The 19,545-nt window shown below is 67.3% G+C and carries 20 protein-coding genes; 1 reads left to right on the forward strand and 19 read right to left on the reverse strand.

The window, feature by feature from the left end:
- Nucleotides 1–11 precede the first annotated feature (11 nt).
- The 12 genes from GNX71_RS29745 to GNX71_RS29800 all read right to left on the reverse strand — a co-directional run bounded on the left by GNX71_RS29745 (nt 12) and on the right by GNX71_RS29800 (nt 10,777).
- Nucleotides 12–1,706, reverse strand: a complete 1,695-nt coding sequence (locus tag GNX71_RS29745; protein ID WP_206175746.1) for an MFS transporter — start codon at nt 1,704–1,706, stop codon at nt 12–14.
- Between the two features lie 180 nt (nt 1,707–1,886).
- Entirely contained in the window at nt 1,887–2,531 is a 645-nt protein-coding gene (locus GNX71_RS29750) for a 2-hydroxychromene-2-carboxylate isomerase (RefSeq protein ID WP_206175747.1), read from the reverse strand.
- On the reverse strand, nt 2,528–2,794 hold the full coding sequence (locus GNX71_RS29755; RefSeq protein ID WP_206175748.1) for a DUF1289 domain-containing protein: 267 nt from the start codon (nt 2,792–2,794) through the stop codon (nt 2,528–2,530). Before GNX71_RS29755 ends, GNX71_RS29750 begins: the two co-directional genes overlap by 4 nt.
- A complete protein-coding gene (locus tag GNX71_RS29760; protein ID WP_176661619.1) occupies nt 2,791–3,279 on the reverse strand; it encodes a YbaK/EbsC family protein in 489 nt (162 codons plus the stop codon). The genes GNX71_RS29755 and GNX71_RS29760 overlap by 4 nt, the downstream gene beginning before the upstream one ends.
- Nucleotides 3,280–3,310: 31 nt before the next feature.
- On the reverse strand, nt 3,311–3,949 hold the full coding sequence (rhtB, locus tag GNX71_RS29765) for a homoserine/homoserine lactone efflux protein (RefSeq protein ID WP_206175749.1): 639 nt from the start codon (nt 3,947–3,949) through the stop codon (nt 3,311–3,313).
- 32 nt (nt 3,950–3,981) lie between these two features.
- Nucleotides 3,982–4,902: a hydroxymethylglutaryl-CoA lyase gene (locus GNX71_RS29770; protein WP_206175750.1), complete on the reverse strand. Its 921-nt coding sequence runs from the start codon at nt 4,900–4,902 to the stop codon at nt 3,982–3,984.
- Between the two features lie 160 nt (nt 4,903–5,062).
- A complete protein-coding gene (locus GNX71_RS29775) occupies nt 5,063–6,232 on the reverse strand; it encodes an acyl-CoA dehydrogenase family protein (RefSeq protein ID WP_206175751.1) in 1,170 nt (389 codons plus the stop codon).
- A complete protein-coding gene (locus GNX71_RS29780; protein ID WP_206175752.1) occupies nt 6,229–7,452 on the reverse strand; it encodes a CoA transferase in 1,224 nt (407 codons plus the stop codon). The genes GNX71_RS29775 and GNX71_RS29780 overlap by 4 nt, the downstream gene beginning before the upstream one ends.
- A 136-nt stretch (nt 7,453–7,588) precedes the next feature.
- Complete coding sequence (locus GNX71_RS29785) at nt 7,589–8,602, reverse strand: tripartite tricarboxylate transporter substrate binding protein (protein WP_206175753.1); 1,014 nt, start codon at nt 8,600–8,602, stop codon at nt 7,589–7,591.
- Nucleotides 8,603–8,627: 25 nt separating this feature from the next.
- The gene (locus GNX71_RS29790) at nt 8,628–9,020 is read right to left on the reverse strand and encodes a cupin domain-containing protein (protein WP_206175754.1); all 393 of its coding nucleotides are present in this window, start codon (nt 9,018–9,020) and stop codon (nt 8,628–8,630) included.
- Nucleotides 9,017–9,766, reverse strand: a complete 750-nt coding sequence (locus GNX71_RS29795; protein WP_206175755.1) for an IclR family transcriptional regulator — start codon at nt 9,764–9,766, stop codon at nt 9,017–9,019. Before GNX71_RS29795 ends, GNX71_RS29790 begins: the two co-directional genes overlap by 4 nt.
- A gap of 90 nt (nt 9,767–9,856) precedes the next feature.
- On the reverse strand, nt 9,857–10,777 hold the full coding sequence (locus GNX71_RS29800) for a glyoxylate/hydroxypyruvate reductase A (protein WP_206175756.1): 921 nt from the start codon (nt 10,775–10,777) through the stop codon (nt 9,857–9,859).
- A 94-nt stretch (nt 10,778–10,871) separates the two neighbouring features.
- Here GNX71_RS29800 and GNX71_RS29805 point away from each other — a divergent pair, with 94 nt between their 5' ends.
- Nucleotides 10,872–11,186, forward strand: coding sequence for an EthD family reductase (locus tag GNX71_RS29805; protein WP_206175757.1), 315 nt, complete (start codon nt 10,872–10,874; stop codon nt 11,184–11,186).
- A 19-nt stretch (nt 11,187–11,205) separates the two neighbouring features.
- On the opposite strand, the gene GNX71_RS29810 is transcribed toward GNX71_RS29805, so the two are convergent.
- From GNX71_RS29810 to GNX71_RS29840, 7 genes are all read right to left on the reverse strand, one after another.
- Entirely contained in the window at nt 11,206–12,153 is a 948-nt protein-coding gene (locus tag GNX71_RS29810; RefSeq protein WP_206175758.1) for a DUF4349 domain-containing protein, read from the reverse strand.
- Between the two features lie 68 nt (nt 12,154–12,221).
- Nucleotides 12,222–14,222, reverse strand: a complete 2,001-nt coding sequence (locus tag GNX71_RS29815) for an acetyl/propionyl/methylcrotonyl-CoA carboxylase subunit alpha (protein ID WP_206175759.1) — start codon at nt 14,220–14,222, stop codon at nt 12,222–12,224.
- Nucleotides 14,215–14,889: a DUF4126 domain-containing protein gene (locus tag GNX71_RS29820; RefSeq protein ID WP_206175760.1), complete on the reverse strand. Its 675-nt coding sequence runs from the start codon at nt 14,887–14,889 to the stop codon at nt 14,215–14,217. Before GNX71_RS29820 ends, GNX71_RS29815 begins: the two co-directional genes overlap by 8 nt.
- A 12-nt stretch (nt 14,890–14,901) precedes the next feature.
- Entirely contained in the window at nt 14,902–15,405 is a 504-nt protein-coding gene (locus GNX71_RS29825) for an SMI1/KNR4 family protein (RefSeq protein WP_206175761.1), read from the reverse strand.
- 5 nt (nt 15,406–15,410) lie between these two features.
- Entirely contained in the window at nt 15,411–16,211 is an 801-nt protein-coding gene (locus GNX71_RS29830; protein WP_206175762.1) for an enoyl-CoA hydratase/isomerase family protein, read from the reverse strand.
- A gap of 13 nt (nt 16,212–16,224) precedes the next feature.
- Nucleotides 16,225–17,853, reverse strand: coding sequence for a carboxyl transferase domain-containing protein (locus tag GNX71_RS29835; RefSeq protein ID WP_206175763.1), 1,629 nt, complete (start codon nt 17,851–17,853; stop codon nt 16,225–16,227).
- On the reverse strand, nt 17,850–19,526 hold the full coding sequence (locus GNX71_RS29840; protein WP_206175764.1) for an AMP-binding protein: 1,677 nt from the start codon (nt 19,524–19,526) through the stop codon (nt 17,850–17,852). The genes GNX71_RS29835 and GNX71_RS29840 overlap by 4 nt, the downstream gene beginning before the upstream one ends.
- Nucleotides 19,527–19,545 lie beyond the last annotated feature (19 nt).

The raw sequence follows: 19,545 nt of genomic DNA on the forward strand, positions 1-19,545 counted from the left end.
GCGGCTGAAACTCAGTCGTTGGCGTAGATGTCCACGTCCTTGGTTTCGCGGATGAACAGCGTGCCTATCACCAGCGTGATGCCGGCGATGATGATCGGGTACCAGAGGCCGTTGTACATGTTGCCGGTCGACGCCACGATGGCGAAGGCCGTGGTCGGCAGCAGGCCGCCGAACCAGCCGTTGCCGATGTGGTACGGCAGGCTCATCGAGGTGTAGCGGATGCGCGTGGGGAACATCTCCACCAGCATCGCGGCGATCGGGCCGTAGACCATCGTCACCAGCAGCACCAGCCAGAACAGCAGCAGCACCGTCATGACCTTGTTCATCTTCGCGGGGTCGGCCTTGGTCGGATAGCCCGCGATCTTCAGGTCTTCGGCCACGCCTTTCTTGAAGGCGGCGATTTCCTTGGCGGAGGTCTCGTCGAACTTGAGGTTGACGACATTGCCGACAGGGGCCTCGACCGTCTTGTCGCCGATCTTGACGACGGCCTTCGAACCCGGCGCGCCGGCCACGTTCTCATAGCTCACCGAGTTCTGCACCAGGTAGCGCTTGGCGATGTCGCACGAGCTCTTGAAGTCGATCTCGCGGGCCACCGGGTTGCCCTGGAACGAGCAGGTCGCCGGGTCGGCCGTCACCGTGACGCCGGCCGTGGCCTGCGCACGGGCCAGGTCGGGGTTGGCGGCTTCGGTCAGCATCTTGAAGACCGGGAAGTAGGTGACCACGGCCAAGAGGCAGCCGGCCATGATGATCGGCTTGCGGCCGATCTTGTCCGACAGGGTGCCGAAGATCACGAAGAAGGGCGTGCCCAGCAGCAGCGCCGCGGCAATCATCAGGTTGGCCGTGGTCGCATCGACCTTCAGCTGTGCCGTCAGGAAGAAGAGCGCGTAGAACTGGCCCGAATACCAGACCACCGCCTGGCCCGCCGTGAGGCCGACCAGCGCCAGGATCACGATCTTGAGGTTCTTCCACTCGCCGAAGGATTCGGCCAGCGGCGCCTTCGAGGTCTTGCCCTCGGCCTTCATCTTCTGGAAGGCGGGCGACTCCGACAGCGTCAGGCGGATCCACACCGAGATGCCCAGCAGCAGGATCGACACCAGGAACGGAACACGCCAGCCCCAGTCGTTGAACACCGCTTCGCCCAGGCCTTCGCGAACGCCCAGGATCACGATCAGGCTCAGGAACAGGCCGAGCGTGGCCGTGGTCTGGATCCACGAGGTGTACGCACCGCGCTTGCCGTGCGGCGAGTGCTCGGCCACATAGGTGGCGGCACCGCCGTACTCGCCGCCGAGCGCCAGGCCCTGCAGCATGCGCAGCGCGATCAGGATCACCGGCGCCGCGACGCCGATGGTCGCGTAGCTGGGCAGCAGGCCGACGATGAACGTCGACAGGCCCATGATCAGGATCGTCACCAGGAAGGTGTACTTGCGGCCGATCATGTCGCCCAGCCGGCCGAACACGATGGCGCCGAACGGACGCACCAGGAAACCGGCCGCAAACGCCAGCAGCGCGAAGATGAAGGCGGCGCCCGCATCCAGGCCGCTGAAGAACTGCTTGGCAATGATCGCGGCGAGCGAACCGTAGAGATAGAAGTCGTACCACTCGAACACGGTGCCGAGCGAGGAGGCGAAGATGACTTTCTTCTCCTCCGAGGACATGGGCCGGGGGGCCGGGTGCGGCACTCCCCGTGAATCTAATGTGGCGGCCATTGCGTCGTCTCCTGTGTGTTTGCGTTCATGCGGCACCCGGTATCCGGGGCCGTGCGGCATTCTTGGAGGCGTGACTGACCGCTAGCTTGCGCGAAACTGAACCGATGCTTACGGATTAAGGTGAAACCCGCGGGGCGCGTTTCAGCCTGTAAGAAATCGCAACCCTGCTCGGGTTTGTCCTCAGGCCTTGCTGCTGCGCAGCAATGAGGGTCGCTGGTCTGCCGAGGCCCATTGCGGGCCGTCGAACCACGCATCGCCCGACAGGTACGAACGCAGCATTGCGAGGCCGTCGAAGCCCCAGAAGAGGCGCCCGTCGACCACGTAGGCAGGCGTGCCGAACACGCCGAGCGCGAGTGCTTCGTCGGTGTTGCGCTTGAGGAGTGCCTTGCTCTCGTCGCTGCCTGCTTCGCGCTTCGGTTGCAATTGCGCGGTGAGTTGGGCGAGCCGCGCGGCATCGCCGGCCTCTTCACCGCCGCGCCACACGTGGCGCAGGATGGTCTCGGCCACGAGGCGGCTGATGCTGCCGTCGTCGCTGGTCGACACCGCCAGCCGCAGGTGCGGCAGCGGGTTGTAGGGATGCGAGGCCGGCATCTCGATCTGGATGCCATTCGCATGCCCGAGCCACAGCACATGGCGGTAGGTCCAGCTGCGCTTGGACGGAATCTCGGCCGGCCCGAGCTGGCCGTGTTCCTTCAGCAGCGCGCCGAGCAGCACCGGCTTGTAGGCCACGCTGTAGCTCAGCCCTTCGAGCGCCTCGGGCAGGTGCTCGAACGCGAGGTGCGCGTAGGGCGAGATGAAGTCGAGATAGAAGTCGATGTGCTTCATGCGTCGTGGTCTCCGGAGGGTTCCGGGACGCGCCAGATGCCGGCCCGGGCCCGCAACTCTATCGCGCGCCACACGCCGCGCCGCGCGTCGTCTTCCATCTTGCTCCAGCCCGCGATCTCGGGGATGGTGCGCAGGCAGCCTTCGCAGAAGCCGCTCAGGCGGTCCATGCGGCAGACCGAGGTGCAGGGCGAGGGAACGTCTTCGGGCAGATCGCGCACGGCCACCGCACGGGCGGCCAGCGTCTCGGCTTCCGCGAAGTTCAAACCACGTCCGCCACCGGCGCGCCGGTGAGTGTTTCGAGGTCCTGCGGCCTGAGCTGGAACACCGCATGCGGATGGCCCGCCGCGGCCCAGATCTCCTCGAAGCGGAAGAGCTCGCGGTCGATCAGCACCACCGGCTTGGTCGCATGCCCCACGGGCGAGACGCCGCCGATGGTGAAGCCGGTGCGCGCCTTCACGAACTCGGCATCGGCGCGACCGGTCTTGCCGATGAGTGCATCGACCTTCTTCTCGTCCACGCGCTTGTCGCCCGAGGTGATGACCAGCACCGCCACGTCGTCGCTCTTGCGACGGAAGATGATGCTCTTGGCGATCTGCCCGACCGAGATGCCGAGTGCATCGGCCGCCTGCTGCGCGGTGCGGCAGGCATCGTCGAGCATGCGCGGGGAATGGGGGTGGCCCGCGTCCTGCAGCACGCGGGAGACGCGCTGGACACCTTCGGGGAGGGAGTGGAGTTCAGAGCCGCACATGGATTCGAATCTATCAGGAGGCCGCGGCCGCTCAGGCGTTGCGCTTGAACATGAAGAGGAACGCGCCCATCGCCATCAGCACGCCGCCGAAGACGCGGTTCTGCGCGCGCCGTGCACGCACGCTGCGCAACACGCCTTGCAGCCGCGCGGCCAGCCAGGCGTAGCCGTGCATCACGGTCACGTCGACCATCACCGTCGTGGCCAGCAGCACCAGCAATTGCAGCCACAGCGGCCGCGTCGGCTGGATGAACTGCGGCAGCACGGCGGCCATGAAGACGATGCCCTTGGGGTTGGTCACGTTGGTGAGAAAGCCGCGCAGCACGCGCTGCCGTGCCGTGAGGTCGGGCTCGCCGGCCGATTGCGCGGCGTCGCCGACGACCTTCGCGACCGGCGCGCGCCACTGGCGCCATCCCAGCCACAGCAGATAGCACGCGCCGACCACCTTGATCACCGTGAACGCGGTGGCCGAGGCGGTGAGCACCGCGCCCACGCCGAGCCCCGCCACCAGCAGGATCACGGCCAGTCCCAGTTGCAGGCCGACGATGGTTGCCGTGGTGCGCCGCACGCCATAGCTCAGGCCATGGCTCATGCTGAGCACCGCGCCCGAACCGGGCGAAACCGCGATGACGCAACTGGCCACCAGAAATGCAAGCCAGACATGCAGGTCCACGAAAAACTCCTGTGCTTGTGTGTGTTGTCGCCTCAGCCGGCCCGCTTGGTGCGGATGGCCTTCGATGCGCGCGAGTTCGGCTCGCGCCCCAGCGCCTCGCTGATGTAGACGCCCGCGTCGATCAGCTTGTCCAGGTCGATGCCGGTTTCGATGCCCATGCCGTGCAGCATGTAGACCACGTCCTCGGTCGCGACATTGCCCGTCGCGCCCTTGGCGTAGGGACAGCCCCCGAGGCCCGCCGAGGACGACTGGAAGTTCCACACGCCCTGCTCGAGCGCCGCCAGCGTGTTGACCAGCGCCTGCCCGTAGGTGTCGTGGAAGTGGCCGGAAATGGCGTCGACATCGAAGTGCGCCAGCGTGGCCTCCATCGCCGCTTGCACCTTGCGCGGCGTGCCCACGCCGATGGTGTCGGCCACGTCCACGCGCTGCACGCCGATGCCCTTCATCAGTTGCGCGAGATAGCCGACCTTGGCGGGGGCGATCTCGCCTTCATAGGGGCAACCGACCGTGCACGACATCGCGCCACGCACACGAATGCCCTTCTCGAGCGCCGCCGCCACCACGGGTGCGAAGCGCTCGATGCTCTCGGCGATCGAGCAGTTGATGTTCTTCTGGCTGAAGGCCTCGCTCGCGGCGCCGAACACCACGATCTCGTCGGGCCACTCCTCGCGCGGCGCGGCGATGGCCGCCTCGAAGCCCTTCATGTTGGGCGTGAGCACCGAATAGAGCACGCCGGGCTTGCGCACGATGCCATGCATCACTTCGGCGTTGTCGGCCATCTGCGGCACCCACTTGGGCGAGACGAAGCTGGTGACCTCGATCTCCTTGAGGCCCGCATCCTGCAGGCGGTGCACGAGGCCGATCTTGATCTCGGCCGAGACGGGCTGCTTTTCGTTCTGCAGGCCGTCGCGCGGGCCGACGTCGACGAGCTTGACGCGGGTGGGGAGTTTCATGGGATGTCTCTGGTGTCGCGGGAGGATGGAAAGCCGCCTTCGATTGTCGGACACCTGGGAACACCCTGCCTGGTACACAAGTTCCGGAAGGTAGCAATGCGCGCCAGCAGGGTTGCAAATGGCGCCAGCCGCAGCCTGGCGTGCGAAAACCGACGGATGATCAGTACGACTTCGGCAACCCCAGCGCCTTCTCGGCGATGAAGTTCAGGATCATCTGCGGGCTCACCGGCGCAATACGCGGAATGTAGCTCTCACGCAGCAGCCGCTCGACATGGTATTCCTTCGCATAGCCCATGCCGCCGAGCGTGAGGACGGCGTTCTGGCACGCATCGTGCGCCGCCTCGGCCGCGAGGTACTTGGCGGCGTTGGCCTCGATGCCGCAGGGCTCGTTCGCGTCGTACAGCGCGGCGGCCTTGAGCATCATGAGATCGGCCGCCTCCAGGTTCGCCCAGGCCCGCGCGAGCGGATGCGCCACGCCCTGGTTCTGGCCGATGGGCCGGCCGAACACGACGCGCTCCTGCGCGTACTGCGAGGCGATGCGCAAGGCGGCGCGGCCGATGCCGATGGCTTCTGCCGCGATCAAGATGCGCTCGGGGTTCAGGCCGTGCAGGATGTATTCGAAGCCACGGCCTTCCTCGCCGATGCGGTCTTCTTCCGGCACTTCGAGGCCGTCGATGAAGAGCATGTTCGAGTCGACCGCCGCGCGCCCGAGCTTGTGGATCTCGCGCACCTCGACCTTGCTGCGGTCCAGTGCCGTGTAGAACAGCGTGAGGCCCTGCGTGGGCTTCTTCACCTGGTCGATGGGCGTGGTGCGCGTGAGGATCAGCATGCGGTCGGCCACCTGCGCGGTCGATATCCATATCTTGCGGCCGTGCAGCAGGTAGCTGCCGTTCGGCTGGCGCACCGCCTGCGTCTTGAGGCTGGTGGTGTCGAGCCCCGCGTCGGGCTCGGTCACCGCGAAGCAGGCCTTCTCGGTGCCGGCGATCAGCGGCGGCAGGAAGCGCTGGCGCTGCGCCTCGGTGCCGAACACCACCACCGGGTTGAGGCCGAAGATGTTCATGTGCACCGACGACGCGCCCGACATGCCCGCGCCCGATGCGCTGATGGAGCGCATCATCAGCGCCGCCTCGGTGATGCCCAGCCCCGCGCCGCCTTGTGCCTCGGGCATCGCGATGCCGAGCCAGCCGCTCTGGGCGACAGCGCGATGGAATTCGTGGGGGAACACGGCGCGCTCGTCATGGTCGCGCCAGTAGTCGATGGGGAAGTCTTCGCAGAGGCGCTCGATCGCCGCAACGAGCGAGCGCTGGTCTTCGTTCAGGGAGAAATTCATTCGCTGTCTTTCGCAGGTTCCGGTTGCAGGGTGACGCCGCGCGCGAGCATGCGGTCGATGTCTTCGTCCGCGTAGCCCGCCTCGCGCAGCAACTCCACGCTCTGCTCGCCGATGCGCGGCGCGGGGCGGCGGATGGCGGCGGGCGTGGCGCTGTAGCGCCCGACCGGCGCGAGCGTGCGGATGCGGCCTTCGCTCGGGTGATCGAACTCGGGAAAGAAATCGACCGCGCGCAGGTGCGGGTCGTCGAGCAGGCTCTCGGTCGTGTGCAGGCGCGCGACCGGGATGTCGGCCGCTTCGAGCACCGCCATCCATTCGTCGCTGCCGCGCGTGGCCATCACCTCGGCCACGAACGCGTAGACCGCGCCGATGTTCGCGGCGCGCGCGGTGTGCGTGCCGAACATCGGCGAGGCGCGCAGCTCGGGCCGGCCGATCACGTCGAAGAAGGCTTGCCAGTGCTTGTCGTTGTAGATCAGCACGCTCAGATAACCGTCCGCCGTCGCATAGGGCTTGCGGTGCGGCGCGAGCAGCCGCGCATAGCCGGTGGGGCCGAGCGGCGGCTCGAAGCTGTGGCCGCCGAGGTGGTCGCCCATCACGAATTGCGAGAGCGCCTCGAACATCGGCACTTCCACCGCCTGTCCCTTGCCGGTGCGCTGCGCGCTCAGCACCGCGGCGAGCAGCGCGATGGCGGCCTGCAGCCCCACGGCACGGTCGGCGAGCGTGACGGGCGCGTAGCGCGGCGCATCGCCGCTCTGCTGCGCGAAGAGCGAGGCGACGCCGGCCGCGCCCTGGATCAGATCGTCGTACGCGGGCTTGCCGGCATACGGGCCTTCTTCGCCGTAGCCGAAGGCGCCGAGGTAGACGATCTTCGGGTTGACCGCCGCCACCGCTTCGTAGCCGAGCCCGAGCCGCGCCATCGCCTGCGGGCGCGTGTTGTAGATGAGCGCATCGCAACCCGCCGCGAGCCGCAGGCACGCCTCGCGGCCTTCGGGCTGCTTCAGGTCGAGCACGATCGAACGCTTGTTGCGGTTCAGGTGCATCGCCATCGCACCCATGCCGGCGTGGCGCATCGGGCCGACCGCGCGCAGGTTGTCGCCCGAAGGCGGCTCGACCTTGATGACGTCGGCGCCGAGATCGCCGAGCGTCTGCGTGGCGTAGGGGCCCATCACCACGGCCGTGAGGTCGAGGATGCGGATGCCTTCGAGGGGTCCGGTGGTGTTCATGTCTTGGTGTTGGCTCCGTCCCCCTCCGGGGGAAGGTTGGGATGGGGGCGGGCAGAGCGCCCGATGGATGCGCCGCTTGCCCCCACCCCGGCCCTCCCCCGGAAGGGGAGGGAGAAATACAAACTCGAACGCGGGTTCATTCGGGTTGAATGCCCGCCGCCTGGATCAGCTTCTTCCACTTGGCCAGCTCGGACACAGTGAACGCACCCAGTTCTTCCGGCGTGCTGCCGAATGCATCGAAGCCCAGCTTGCTCACCCGCTCGCGGAACACCGCGCCGTTCGCCATCTCCGACAGCGCCTTGTTGAGCTTGAGCACGATGTCGCGCGGCGTGCCGGCCGGCGCGAACACGCCGTTCCACGAGGTGATGTCGAAGCCCTTGAGCTCGGGCGTGTCGGCCAGCGGCGGCAGCTCGGGAAAGAGCTTGGTGCGCTCCTGCGTGGTGACCGCGATCGCGCGCATCTTCCCTGCCTTCACCGTGGCAAGCCCCGCGGCGAGGTCGACCACCATCATCGAGACCTGCCCGCCGATCAGGTCGGCGATGGCCGGCGGCGTGCTCTTGTAGGGCACGTGCAGCATCGGCACGCCGCTCATGCGGGAGAGCGTGGCGCCGCTCACGATGCCGGTGCTGTTGCCGCTGGCATAGGTCAGCTTGCCGGGATGCGCGCGGCCCCAGGCCAGCAGCTCGGCCACGTTCTTGACCGGCAGGTCGTTGTTCACCACCAGCATGAACGGCAGGTTGCCCATGCGGCTGACCGGCGCGAAGTCCTTCACGGGGTCGTAGGGCAGGTGCTTCATCAGGCTCGGATTGGCCGAGTGCGTGGTGTTGGTGGTCATGAAGAGCGTGTAGCCGTCGGGCGGCGCCTTGGCCACCGCCTCCGCGCCGATCACGCCGTTGGCGCCCGCCTTGTTGTCGACGATGACCGAGCCCTTGAGCGCCTCGCCCAGCATCTGGCCCGTGATGCGCGCCACCGCATCGGTGCCGCTGCCGGCCGCGAAGGGCACGACCAGCCGGATCGGCTGCTTCGGGTAGCCGCCCTCCTGCGCGAAGGCCCAGGGCGCTGCGCTCGCGAGCCCCGTGGCGGCACCGATGGAAATGAAACGGCGGCGGCTTGCCACCGCGACTGTTTCTGTCGCGTTCTTCGTCTGCATGGTTTTGTCTCCGGGTGGTTGTCGTTCAGGGCCGGATCACGCGCTCCGGCAGTTCCTCGTACGGCGGGCTGTAGATCACCAGCACGCGCACCGGCTCGTCGCTCACCACCGTGAAGGTGTGCATCGCGTCGGCCGGAAAAAAGCAGCTGTCGCCGGGGTGCAGCTCCTGCCGCTGGCCGCCCACCTCGGCGACCGCGCGGCCTTCGAGCATGTAGCAGACCTGCTCGATGCCCGGGTGCGCATGCGGCAGCGCGCCCTTGCCCTTCTGGATGTGGCCCACCAGCACCTCGAGCTGCTTCGCGCCCACGGTCTCGGGGCCGATCAGGCGCTTGTTCAGCGTGCCGGTGTGGTTGGCGGGGTGGTAGCCGGCGATGTCGGCTTCGCGGATGAAGTAGCGAGGGGCGGTGGTCGTTGTCATCGGGGGTTCTCTGTCTTGGGTTCGATCGCAAGGCACGCCGAGCGCAGCATCGCGGCGATCTCTTCGATGCGCGGCTCCATGCGGTAGCGCGGGCCAGCCACCGAGATCGCATAGGCCTCGCCGCCGATGCGCAGCGGCCAGGCCAGGCCGATCAGGTCGGGAATGCTTTCGCCGAGGTTGCCGTACCAGCCGCGCGTGGCCGAGCGCTGGAGCTCGGCCTCGATGGCGTCGGTGGTGGTGAGGGTGGCCTCGGTCAGCGGCAGGAGCGCCATGCCGTCCAGGAGCGTGTGGCGCGCATCGGGTGCGAGCGTGGAGAGCAGCGCGCGGCCCAGCGAATTGGCGTAGGCCGGGCGCGTCTCGCCGGACTCGGCCGTGTAGCGAATGCGCTGTGGCGCGCTCAGCACGTCGAGATAGACCACCTGGGTCGCATCGCGGAACTTGCCGAACACCACGGTCTCGCGGGCGGCGTCGCGCAGTTCCTCCAGCGTGGCCTTCACCCGGTCGAGCACCGGGTCGTGCGCGGCGATGACCTGCGCCATCGCGAGCAGCCGGCCCGTCGGGTAGTAACCCTGGCGGCGGCCGGTCTCGTACATGTAGCCCTGCTCTTCGAGCGTGCGGATGAGGCCGAGGCAGCTGGACACGGGCATGTCGAGCAGCCGCGCCATCTCGGACAGCGCCAGCGGCTGCTTCTCCCGGGCGAAGAGCTCGACGATCTCGATCACGCGAAACGCTGTTTTCACAACCATGAATAAATTTTCGCGTATGTGAAAAACAAAAGCGTCAGGGTTTCCCCTTCATTCGCCTCCTTTCAGCGAAATCGTCGGCGGCGCACGGCGTCAGTAGCCCCGGACGGGATCGACGATGCCGTTGATCGGCAGGCCCTCTTCCATCGCGCGGATCTTTCCGGCGATCTGGGTGATGGACTCCTCGCGCAGCGTGCGCGCCGAGCCGTGCGGCGTCACCGTGATCTTGGGGTGGCGCCAGAAGGCGTGATCGGCCGGCAGCGGCTCGACCTGGAACACGTCGAGCGTCGCGCCCGCGAGTTCACCGGCATCGAGCATCGGAATGAGGTCGTCTTCGACCAGATGCCCGCCGCGCGCGATGCTGATGAGGTAGCCCTCGGGCTTCAACTTGCCCAGCGTCTTGCGGTTCAGGATGCCGCGCGTGGCCTCGGTCAGCGGCAGCAGGTTGACCAGCACGCGCGTGGACGAAAGGAATTCCTCGAACTGCGCCTCGCCGCTGAACACCTGCACGCCATCGATGGCCTTCGGCGTGCGGCTCCAGCCCAGCACCGGGAACTCGAACTGCGCGACCGCCTTGGCCACGCGCTCGCCCAGCACGCCGAGCCCCATGATCCCGACCGGAAAGTCGCGCCGCAGCTTCGGCTTGCGGTAGCTCCACTTGCCTTCGCGCGCATCCGCCTCGTACACGTCGAACTCGCGGAAATGGCGGATGAGCGTGTGGCACACGTATTCGGCCATCTGCACCGACATGCCCGCATCGTCGAGCCGCACGATGCGCGTGTGCGCCGGCACCTTGAGCTTGAGCAGCGCATCGACGCCCGCGCCGATGTTGAAGATGCCGCGCAGCTGCGGCTGCTGGTCGATGAATTCCTGTGGCGGCGCCCACACCACGGCATGGTCGGCCTGCGGCGCGCCGGGCTTCCAGGCTTCGATGACGGCATCGGGGAGTTCGGCCTGAAGGCCTTCGATCCAGGGGTCTGGGCGGTTGTCGGTGAGGTAGACGGTGATTCGCATGGGGACGAATCTTAGTGAGGGCGCTGACGGGGCGCAGCCGGATGGCTATGCTCGAACACCACTCGCACCTCACCTCATCCCACCAGGAGACCCCATGATCAAAGTCAGCGTGATGTACCCCTATACGGCCGACGCCCGCTTCGACCACGCCTACTACCGCGACAAGCACATGCCGCTCTTGAAGGCCCGCATGGGAGACGCCTGCCTCTCGTACACCGTCGACAAGGGCCTGGCGGGCGGCGCCCCCGGATCGCCCCCCAGCTACGTCGGCATGTGCCACGTGTTCTGCGAATCGGTCGAGTCCTTCCAGGCCGCGTTCGGCCCGCATGCCAAGGAAATCCTGGGCGACGTCAAGAACTACACCGACATCGCGCCTGTCATGCAGATCAGCGAAGTGGTGGTGGGCTGATCGCCCACCGCCCATTCGCTCACGCCGCCTTCGCGCGGCGGCGACGCCACACCAGCCGCACCAGCCACACGAGCGGCAGCCCCACCAGCAACAGCCACGGCAACACCGCCGCCAGGAAGGTGATGAGCACGCCCACGCTTTCCGCCAGCACCGAGCCGGCCTCGCGCAGCGCACGCATCATCGGGTTGTAGCTGCAGCCGCCTTGCGACAGCGTGCGCGTCGGCGTGAACTGGATCTGGATGTGCTGCTTGGTGGTCTGCTGCTCGAGCACCTTGCGCTGCGTGGCGCTGCTGTCGAGCTCGGCCTGCGTGTCGGCCAGCGTGCGCTGTATTTCCAGCAGGTCGGACATGTCGCGCTTGGTCGTCTTGTCGCGCAGCATCAGCCGCAGGCTGTCGCGGAACTCGACGCGGTTCTTGATGCGCGCCTCGACGTCGATCACCTCGGCGGTCTTGTCCTCGCTCGTGGTGTTCTGCGACACCACATGGGCCACGCCCGCAAGACCGCTGAGCAGCTTGTCGACGTCGGCCGGGGCCACGCGCATCTCCAGCATGGCGTTGCCGGGCTGCTGCGGCGTCTCGCGCAGCAGCGAGGACGACAGCAGCTCGCACTGCAGCGTGCCGCAGAGATCACGCACCTTGCCCCAGGCGTCGGCGAGCTGGTCGGGGGCCACCTCGACGTTCAGGTCCTGCCGCACCGCGAGATAGCGCTGCAGCGGTGTGCCCTGGGCCACATCGGAAGCGGGAGCTCCTGCGGTTGCGGGCGCTTGTTGCTCCCGGGCCTCCGCCACCTGCTTCATCCGCATGGACCCGCCGGGGGCCGAGATGGGCTCGGCCGGAGGAGGGGCTGCCCCCTTGGCGTCGTGCCTGTCGCAGCCGCCCAGCGACAGGGCGGCGGCCAGAACCAGCAGGAAGATGCCCGACCGGCGGCCGGTGACAGGAGGCAAGAACGGGTGCGTGCGATGCGTCATGAAAACCCCTTGAAGTGATGACTACCGCAGCTGATACGGGCGAGCGCCCGCATCGGGGTTAAAGAATTTCAGGCCGCGGCGGCCATCCGCAGCAATTCGTCGCCTTCGGCCACCTGTTCGCCGGGCGAGAACATCAGTTCTTCCACCGTGCCGTCGGCGGGCGCTGCGATGGTGTGCTCCATCTTCATGGCCTCCATCACCGCCAGCGGCTGGCCGCGGCTGACCTTGTCGCCGGCCTTCACGGCGAAGGACACGACCTTGCCGGGCATCGGCGCGGTGAGGCGGCCGCCTTCGGCCTGCGTGTCGCCCGCATGGGCGAGACGGTCGACGGCGGTGATCTTCGTGGCGCCCTTGGCGGCGAACACATGGGCCGTGGCGCCGTCCAGGTGCACGTCGAGCGTCTGGCGCGAGCCGCCGAACTCGACCTCGAACTCGCCCGCGGGGAACTGGCCGATGACCAGCGGCCCGGCCGTGCCGCCGGCTTCGAGCCAGAGGCCGCCGTCGCGCTTGTAGGTCAGCACGGCCGTCTGCTCGGCGCCGCGGAACTCGAAGTCGAAGTGGCGCCGGTATTCGCCCAGCGCGCGCCAGCCGTCGCGGCGAGCGAAGGGATCGGGCATCTTCGCGGGCCACTCGGTGATCAGCGTGCGCGTGATCGCGGCGGCGGCCGCCAGCGGCAGTCCCAGCGCCTCGCGGTCGAACAGCACGGCGCGTTCGCGCTCGATCAGAGCGGTGTCGAGGTTCGCCTTCGAGAACGATTCGGTCGCGAGGATGCCGCGCAGGAACTGAACGTTCGTCGCCACGCCCACGATCTGCACCTGCGCGAGCGCTGCATCGAGCCGGGCCAGCGCCTCGGCGCGCGTGCTGCCGTGCACGATCAGCTTGGCGATCATGGAGTCGTAGAACGGCGAGATCTCGCCGCCCTCGCGCACGCCGTCGTCGATGCGCACGCGGCTGCGCTGAAAGGCCGTGGCCTGCGGCTTGCGGTACACGCGCAGCGTGCCGGTGGCGGGCAGGAAGTTGTTGTCGGGGTTCTCGGCGCAGATGCGCGCCTCGATGGCGTGGCCGTGGATCTGGAGGTCCGCCTGCTTGGCGGGCAGCGCCTCGCCGGAAGCCACACGCAATTGCCATTCGACCAGGTCGAGGCCGGTGATGGCCTCGGTCACCGGGTGCTCCACCTGCAGGCGGGTGTTCATCTCCATGAAGAAGAAATTCATCTCGCCGCCTTCGCGCTGCTCGACGATGAACTCCACGGTGCCCGCGCCCACGTAGTTCACGGCGCGCGCGGCAGCCACGGCCGCATCGCCCATTTCCTTCCGCATCGCCTCGGTCATGCCGGGCGCCGGCGCTTCTTCCAGCACCTTCTGATGGCGGCGCTGCACCGAGCAGTCACGCTCGAACAGATAGACATAGTTGCCCTGCGTATCGCCGAACACCTGGATCTCGATGTGGCGCGGGCGCTGCACGTACTTCTCGATCAGCACCGCGTCGTCGCCGAAGCTGTTGATGGCTTCGCGCTTGCACGAGGCGAGCGCCGCCTCGAAGTCCGCGGCCTTGTCGACCGCACGCATGCCCTTGCCGCCGCCGCCCGCGCTCGCCTTGATGAGCACCGGGTAGCCGATGCGGTCGGCTTCGCGCTGCAGCAGCGCCGGGTCCTGGTCGTGGCCGTGGTAGCCGGGCACCAGCGGCACGCCGGCCTTTTCCATCAGCTGCTTCGACTCGGCCTTCAGGCCCATCGCCTTGATCGCCGAGGGCGGCGGGCCGATGAAGACCAGCCCCGCGTCGGCGCAGGCCTGCGCGAACTCTTCGTTCTCGCTCAGGAAACCGTACCCGGGGTGCACCGCTTCGGCGCCCGTGGCCTTGGCGGCTTCGAGGATTCGCTCCCAACGCAGGTAGCTTTCCTTGGGTGCGCTGCCCCCGATGTGCACCGACTCGTCGCAGGCGCGCACGTGGTTGGCATGCGCGTCGGCATCGGAATACACGGCGACCGTGCGGATAGCCATGCGGCGTGCGGTTGCTGCAACACGGCAGGCGATCTCGCCACGGTTGGCGATGAGGATCTTCTTAAACATTCGGAGTGTCTCCCGGAGGATTCTTTTTCAGTTGAAACGCAGGCACGACGCCCGGATCGGGTCGGCCGCTGAAGATGCGGGCCACGCGGCTGAACAGCGCGCGCAGAAAGCGCCAGCTCTTGCGGATGAGCCACACGCTGAGCACCAGCACGACGACGAACAGCACGAGAAAAACGATCGGGTGCGCGACAGCGAGCCACAACCCGGCCGGCACCATCGTGTCCTCGACCAGCGAAGCGCCCACGTTCGAGAACGGCTCGGGCGAGGTGTTGATGGCCGCGCGCGTCGTGGCCTTGGCCGCATGCGCCGTGGCCGCGAAGCTGCCGCCGAGCAGCGCGGCGACGATGGCCATCACGCCATGGTCCGCGCCGAACACGCTGGCCGCGAGCGCGGCTCCCGCGGGGATGCGGATCGCGGTGTGCACCACGTCCCAGAGCGAATCGAGCCCCGGGATCTTGTCGGCGAAGAACTCGATGAACACCATGAAGCCGCTGGCTGCGATCACCACCGGATGCGCCAGCAACTGCAGTCCGCTCGGCAACGGCACCCAGCCGAAGTAGCCGACGATGCCCGTCAGCAGCACCACGAGGTACAGGCGCACGCCGCTGGCCCAGCCGATGGCGGCGGCCAGGGCGAGCAGCTGGGGCATGTCGAGGCTGGTGGTCATGGTGCGGCCTTCTCAGTCGAATTCGATCGTGCCGGCTTCCATGGAAGCCACGAGGTCGGCGAGCCAGGCCTGGACGCTGGCGTGCTCGACCGGACGGTCTTCGTCCGCCTTCCAGAAGGCGACGAGCTGCCCGGGCTGTCCGCCGCCTTCGGCGTCGATGTCCACGCACAGGTAGCTGCCGCCGCCGTTCGACAGGAACGGCACCCAGCCGCGCCGCCAGGTGGCGGGGTCTTCGAAGTCGGTGCCGATCATGTCGTCCAGCATCTCCTTCGTATCGGCGATGTCCTCGAGCGCGCTGAACATGCGGTTGTCCTGCAGGCTGTCGAAGCTGTCGTTCGACTGGCCGTTGCGCCAGCGGTAGAGCGCGCGAAAGGCCTCGGGCAGCTTCAGCGAGAACTTCGCTTCGAAGGCATCGAGCGCTGCATCGCTCACGCCGGGCTGGAGCACCGCGTGGTAGTCCGCACGGTTCGCGGCCAGCCAGGCGTCCATGCGTTCGATGAGGGCTTGGTGCGGCATGCGCGTCAGGCCTTCGCCTCGAGCCACGAGGGCTTGCGTTTCTGCAGGAAGGCCTGCACGCCCTCGCGGCCTTCGTCGCTCGCGCGGATGTCCGCGATGCCTTCGACGGTCTTCGCGATCAGCGCGTCGTCGATCTCGCGGCCGTCCACGTCGGCAATCAGTTGCTTGCACGCGCGCACGGCCGCCGGGCTTGCACCGGTCAGCGCCTTCAGGAGCTCGTCGACCTTGGCATCGAGCGCATCGGCGGCCACCACTTCGTGCACGAAGCCGATGCGGTGCGCCTCGGCGGCGGTGAAGCGCTCGGCCGTGAGGAAGTAGCGCTGCGAGGCGCGCGTGCCCATCGCGCGCAGCACGTAGGGGCTGATGGTCGCGGGCACGAGGCCGATCTTGACTTCGCTCAGGCAATACCAGGCGGTGTCCACGCTCACGGCCATGTCGCAGGCCGCGACCAGCCCCATGCCGCCCGCATACACATCGCCCTGCACGCGCGCGATGGTGGGCTTGGGGCACTCGGCGATGGTGCGCAGCATGGCTGCCAGCTTGCCCGCGTCGGCGATGTTCTCGTCGCGCGTGTAGTCGGCCATGCGGCGCATCCAGTTGAGGTTCGCGCCCGCGCAGAAGGCGGGGCCCCTCGCGCCGAGCACGATGGCTTTCACCTGCGGCGCGGCGCCGGCTTCGGCGAAGGCCTGTGTCAGCTCGGCGATCACGACGTCGTCGAAGGCGTTGCGGGCGTCGGGCTGGTCGAGCCAGATGCGGGCGATGGCGCCTTCGATGGAGAGATTCAGTTTGGTGAAGGTGCTGCTCATGCGGTGCCCCTCCTCACATGCGGAAGATGCCGAACTTCGGCTCGGGGATCGGCGCATTGCGCGATGCGGCCAGGCCCAGCGCAAGCACGCGGCGCGTATCGGCTGGATCGATGATTCCGTCGTCCCACAGGCGCGCCGTCGCGTAGTAGGGATGGCCTTGGTCTTCGTACTGCTGGCGGATCGGCGCCTTGAAGGCCTCTTCCTCGTCCTTGCTCCAGCTGCCGCCCTTGAGCTCGATGCCGTCGCGCTTGACCGTGGCCAGCACGCTCGCGGCCTGCTCGCCACCCATCACGCTGATGCGCGCGTTGGGCCACATCCAGAGGAAGCGCGGGCTGTACGCGCGGCCGCACATGCCGTAGTTGCCGGCGCCAAAGCTGCCGCCGATGATGATGGTGAACTTGGGCACGTTGGCGGTGGCCACGGCCGTCACCATCTTTGCGCCGTGGCGCGCGATGCCTTCGTTCTCGTACTTGCGGCCGACCATGAAGCCGGTGATGTTCTGCAAAAACACCAGCGGGATCTTGCGGTGGCAGCACAGCTCGATGAAATGCGCGCCCTTCTGCGCCGACTCGCTGAACAGGATGCCGTTGTTGGCGATGATGCCGACGGGCATGCCCTCGATCTCCGCGAAGCCGCAGACCAGCGTCGCGCCGAAGCGCGCCTTGAATTCGTGGAACTCGCTGCCGTCGACGATCCGCGCGATGATCTCGCGCACGTCGAAGGGCTTGCGGGTGTCGGTGGGGATCACGCCGTAGAGCTCTTCGCGCGGGAACGCGGGTGCATTCACTGCCGGGTGTGCGGCTGGCTGTTGAGCCGCTGCCTTTGCATTGAGATTCGCCACCGCCGAACGCGCGAGCGCCAGCGCATGCAGGTCATTCTGCGCGAGGTGATCGACCACGCCCGAGAGCCGCGTGTGCACATCGCCGCCACCGAGGTCTTCGGCCGTGACGACTTCGCCGGTAGCCGCCTTCACGAGCGGCGGGCCGCCCAGGAAGATCGTGCCCTGGTTCTTCACGATGATCGATTCGTCGCTCATCGCCGGCACATACGCGCCGCCCGCCGTGCACGAGCCCATGACCACCGCGATCTGCGGGATGCCCTGGGCGCTCATGTTGGCCTGGTTGTAGAAGATGCGGCCGAAGTGGTCGCGGTCGGGGAACACCTCATCCTGGTTCGGCAGGTTCGCGCCGCCCGAGTCGACCAGGTAGATGCAGGGCAGGCGGTTCTGTTCGGCGACTTCCTGCGCGCGCAGGTGCTTCTTCACCGTCATCGGGTAGTAGGTGCCGCCCTTCACCGTCGCGTCGTTGCAGACGATCATGCAATCGACACCGTTCACGCGGCCGATGCCGGTGATGATGCCGGCGCCGGGTGCCGACTCGGCCCCCTTGGCATCGAGGTACATCGCATGCGCGGCCAGCGGCGCGATCTCCAGGAACGGCGTGCCCGGGTCGAGCAGCTCGGCCACGCGGTCGCGCGGCAGCAGCTTGCCGCGCGCGGTGTGCTTGGCACGCGCGGCCTCGCCGCCGCCCTGCTCCACTTTCGCGAACTGCGCGTGCAGGTCGTCGACCAGCGCACGCATGGCCGCGGCATTCGCCTGGAAGTCGGCGGAACGCGCATTCAGTTTGGTTTCGAGTTTGCTCATGCTGTCTTTTCTTGCGTGAGACCGAGCTGCTCGGTCATGGCATCGCGGATCTTGAATTTCTGGATCTTGCCGGTCACCGTCATCGGGAACTCGGTGACGAACTGGATGTACTTGGGCACCTTGTAGTGCGCGATCTGGCCCTTGCAGAAGTCGCGGATCTCGGTGTCGGTCGCGCTCTGGCCGGGCTTGACGATGATCCATGCGCACAGCTCCTCGCCGTACTTCTTGTCCGGCAGGCCCACCACCTGTACGTCCTGCACCTTGGGGTGCCGGTACAGGAACTCCTCGATCTCGCGCGGGTAGATGTTCTCGCCGCCGCGGATCACCAGGTCCTTGATGCGGCCGACGATGTTGACGTAGCCCTCGGCGTCCATCGTGGCGAGGTCGCCGGTGTGCATCCAGTGCTCGGCGTCGATGGCTTCGCGGGTCTTCGGCTCGTCTTCCCAGTAGCCGTGCATCACCGAGTAGCCGCGCGTGCAGAGCTCGCCCGACTTGCCGACGGGCATGAGCGCACCAGTCTCCGGATCGATGATCTTCACCTCTAGATGCGGCTGCACCGTGCCGACGGTGGACACGCGCTTGTCCAGCGGCGTGTCGGTGCTGCTCTGGCAGCTCACCGGGCTGGTCTCGGTCATGCCGTAGGCGATGGTGATTTCGTGCAGGTGCATCTCGTTCACCACGCGCTTCATCACCTCGATGGGGCACGGCGAACCGGCCATGATGCCGGTGCGCAGCGTGGAGAGGTCGAACTCCTTGAAGCGCGGATGGTCCAGCTCGGCGATGAACATCGTGGGCACGCCATGCAGGCCGGTGCACTTCTCGGCCTGCACGGTCTCCAGCACGGTGAGCGGATCGAAGCCGTCGTTCGGGTACACGATGGCCGAGCCGTGCGTGAGGCACGCGAGGTTGCCGAGCACCATGCCGAAGCAGTGGTACAGCGGCACCGGGATGCAGAGCTTGTCGATGGGCGAGAGCTTCATGCACTCGCCGATGAAGAAGCCGTTGTTCAGGATGTTGCGGTGCGTGAGCGTCGCGCCCTTCGGAAAGCCCGTGGTGCCGCTGGTGAACTGGATGTTGATCGGGTCGGTGGCCTTCAGCGTCTTCTGGATCTGCGCCACGCGCGGGTCGGACGCGTCGCCGCTTGCGAGCAGCTGGCTGAAGCGCTGCATGCCGGGCTCTTCGACATCGGCAGCAGCCTTGCCGTCGATCCAGAAGGTACGTTGCAGCTGCGGCAGGCGCTTGGCCCCCAACTCGCGCAGCATGCCGAGGTAATCGCTGGTCTTGAACTGCGCCATCGTCACCAGCACCTTGCAGCCGACCTTGTTGAGCGCGTATTCGAGCTCGGAGGTGCGGTAGGCCGGATTGATGTTCACGAGGATCAGGCCGACCTTGGCGGTGGCGATCTGCATCAGCACCCAGGGCGCGTTGTTGTGCGACCAGATGCCGACGCGGTCGCCGGGCACGAGGCCCAGGTTCAGCAGCGCGCTCGCGAGACGGTTGGATTCGGCCTGCAGCTCGCGGTAGGTGAAGCGCTTGCCTTCGTGGCGGCTGATGAGGGCTTCGCGGTCCGGTTGCTTTTCAACTATGTCGTCGAAGAAGTCGCCGATCGTCTGCTCGATCAGCGGGACGTCGGTGGCGCCTTTTCCGTAGCTCTCGGTCAACGCAGCAGTCATGTTCAGGTCCTTGTCTCTT

The organism is Variovorax sp. RKNM96, from assembly GCF_017161115.1.
In the GTDB taxonomy this organism is placed as follows: domain Bacteria; phylum Pseudomonadota; class Gammaproteobacteria; order Burkholderiales; family Burkholderiaceae_C; genus Variovorax.